Here is a 2668-nt window from a genome sequence, read left to right on the forward strand (position 1 = left end):
TCCAGCGGGAACCCGGTCACCTCGCTCCAGAACCGCGCCAGCGCGTACGCGTCCGCACAGTCGATCGCCATGTTCTGCACCACGGAAGTCATGGGGGCGAATCTGCCGGACGCGGCCCCCCTTCCGCCAGGCGCGACGGCCCGGCGGCGGGGCGGCACGGGCCGGTGGCACGGCAGCGGGGCACGGCAGGGGCGCACCGCCGGGCCGGGCCCCGCGATGCGCCCCTGCCACTCCGGCGCCTCAACCGACCGATGGTTACCGGTAGTTGACGAACTGCAGCGCGAAGTCGAAGTCCTGGTTCTTCAGCAGCGCGATCACGGCCTGCAGGTCGTCCCGGCTCTTGGAGCTGACCCGCAGCTCCTCGCCCTGGACCTGCGCCTTGATGCCCTTGGGGCCCTCGTCGCGGATGAGCTTGGCCACCTTCTTGGCGTTCTCCTGGGAGATGCCTTCCTTGATCTCCGCGAAGAGCTTGTACTCCTTGCCGGACAGCTGCGGCTCGCCGGCGTCCAGGGCCTTCAGCGAGATGCCGCGCTTGATCAGCTTGGACTGGAAGACGTCGAGGACCGCGTTGACCCGGTCCTCGGAGTTCGCCTCCATCAGGATCTTTTCACCGGACCACGAGATCGAGGCGCCGACGCCCTTGAAGTCGTAGCGCTGCGAGATCTCCTTGGCGGCCTGGTTGAGGGCGTTGTCGACCTCCTGCCGCTCGACCTTCGAGACGATGTCGAAACTGGAGTCGGCCATGTCCTGTGGCTCCTTGCATCGGGGTCTGTGTCGGGGTGCTTGACGGGGCCGCGGACCCGGGGACGCGCCCCGGACCGAGCCCGCCCAAGCCTAGCCATCACCCGGCCCCCGAACCGCGATCAATGGAGTGGCGGAGCACCCCCGCGCATCAGGTATTGTTTACGTCGTCGCGAGGGAGACCCGGCCGCAAGCCGGTTCCACTTCGTGACACGGTCTAGGCGGTGTGCCCGAGCGGCCAAAGGGAGCAGACTGTAAATCTGCCGGCTCAGCCTTCCCAGGTTCGAATCCTGGCGCCGCCACCAGACAGACGGAGCCCCCTCCGACCAGCCATCACGGCAGGTCGGAGGGGGCTTCGCGTTGTCCGCACGTCCACGCGGCCCTGTGGCGGGGGTGGACGAACCGTCAGGGAGTGTCAACCGCGGGTTGACGACATCGGAGTGTCAACTTACGGTTGACGCATGACGACGAACCCGCTCGGCGCGGCTTCCGTGCGCCTCGACGACCTCATCCACGCCATCAAGCAGGGCAACCCCGACGCCCTGACGCAGCTGCAGAACGCCATGATCGCCGCGGAACACCTCGGTGAGGTGGCGGACCACCTGATCGGCCACTTCGTGGACCAGGCCCGGCGGGCCGGGGCGTCGTGGACCGACATCGGACAGAGCATGGGCGTCACCCGCCAGGCCGCCCAGAAGCGCTTCGTGCCCAAGGAGTCCCACGACCTCGACCCCAGCCAGGGGTTCAACCGGTTCACGGCCCGCGCCCGCAACGTGGTCGGGGCGGCGCACACCGAGGCCAAGGCGGCCGGGGGCGCGGAGGGGCTGCCGGAGCACCTGGTGCTCGGACTGCTCGCGGAGCCGGAGTCGATCGGCGCCCGCGCGCTGACGGACCAGGGCGCCACCCCGGAGGCCGTGCGGCAGGCGGTGACGGCGCTGCTCCCGCCGGCGTCCGAGAACCCGCCGGAGCTGGTTCCCTACGGTTCCGCGGCCAAGAAGGTCCTGGAGCTCACCTTCCGTGAGGCGCTGCGGCTCGGGCACAACTACGTGGGCACCGAGCACATCCTGCTGGCCCTGCTGGAGCACGAGAACGGCGAGGGCGTCCTCAGCGGCCTCGGGGTGCGGAAGGACGCCACCGAGCGCTACGTCGCGAAGGCGCTGGCGGCGTTCACGGGGGAGAGCGCCCGGCCGGGCGACCAGGAGCCGCAGTAACCGGCAGCCGCGGTAGCAGCCGGCGGCCGCGGTAATCGGCGGCCGCAACGGTGGGAACCGGGCGGCCGGAGGCGGGAGTTCGGGAGTCCGGGGGAACCCGCGTCCCGAGCTCCCGCTCTGCTTGTGTCGAGTTCCTCCGAACTCCCGCCCAGCGCGAGCCGCTTACTCGCCGGAGACCATCTTCACCGCGTCCGGCACCGGCGTGGAGCCGCTGATCAGCTCCAGCGTGAGCCCCACCGTCCCCGGGGAGTCGAGGAGTTCTGCCAGGACCGCGGCCACGTCGTCGCGCGGGACGGGGCCCCGGCCGGTGGAGGCACTCAGGAGGACGCGGCCGGTGCCGGCGTCCTCGGTGAGCATGCCGGGCCGCAGGATCGTCCAGTCCAACGCCTCGCCCAGGGAGCGGACATGGGCGTCGGCCTCGCCCTTGGCGCGCAGGTACACGTCGAAGACCTCGTCGCCCGGATGGTTCGGGTCGGCGGCCATGGAGGAGACGACCAGCAGACGGCGGACGCCCGCGCGCACGGCGGCGTCGGCGAGCAGCACGGCGGCGCCCTTGTCGACGGTCGCCTTGCGGTCCGCCCCGCTGCCCGGGCCCGCACCCGCCGCGAAGACGGCGGCGTCGGCGCCGCGCAGGAGTTCGGCGACCTCTTCGGGCGTGGCCGACTCCAGGTCGCACACGAGGGGTTCGGCGCCGGCCTCGCGGAGGTCGGCGGCAT

General features: G+C 71.3%; 4 protein-coding genes and 1 tRNA gene. 2 read left to right on the forward strand and 3 right to left on the reverse strand.

Annotated features, from left to right (window positions below):
* Both HW445_RS33780 and HW445_RS25890 read right to left on the reverse strand, forming a co-directional pair.
* The coding region (locus tag HW445_RS33780) for a VOC family protein (RefSeq protein WP_306673363.1) at window positions 1-92 on the reverse strand (92 nt) is incomplete at its 3' end.
* A gap of 163 nt (window positions 93-255) precedes the next feature.
* Window positions 256-744 carry a YajQ family cyclic di-GMP-binding protein gene (locus tag HW445_RS25890; RefSeq protein ID WP_151771801.1) on the reverse strand — a complete coding sequence of 163 codons (489 nt, stop codon included), beginning with the start codon at window positions 742-744 and terminating at the stop codon, window positions 256-258.
* A 217-nt stretch (window positions 745-961) separates the two neighbouring features.
* Between HW445_RS25890 and HW445_RS25895 the strand changes: the two genes are divergently transcribed.
* Both HW445_RS25895 and HW445_RS25900 read left to right on the forward strand, forming a co-directional pair.
* Window positions 962-1046, forward strand: a tRNA-Tyr gene (locus tag HW445_RS25895).
* A 156-nt stretch (window positions 1047-1202) separates the two neighbouring features.
* Complete coding sequence (locus tag HW445_RS25900) at window positions 1203-1952, forward strand: Clp protease N-terminal domain-containing protein (RefSeq protein ID WP_180223313.1); 750 nt, start codon at window positions 1203-1205, stop codon at window positions 1950-1952.
* Between the two features lie 162 nt (window positions 1953-2114).
* On the opposite strand, the gene HW445_RS25905 is transcribed toward HW445_RS25900, so the two are convergent.
* On the reverse strand, window positions 2115-2668 hold a 554-nt coding region (locus HW445_RS25905), incomplete at its 5' end, for an NAD(P)H-binding protein (RefSeq protein ID WP_180223314.1).

The sequence above is a fragment of the Streptomyces sp. UH6 genome (assembly GCF_013421635.1).
Lineage (GTDB): Bacteria > Actinomycetota > Actinomycetes > Streptomycetales > Streptomycetaceae > Streptomyces > Streptomyces abyssomicinicus.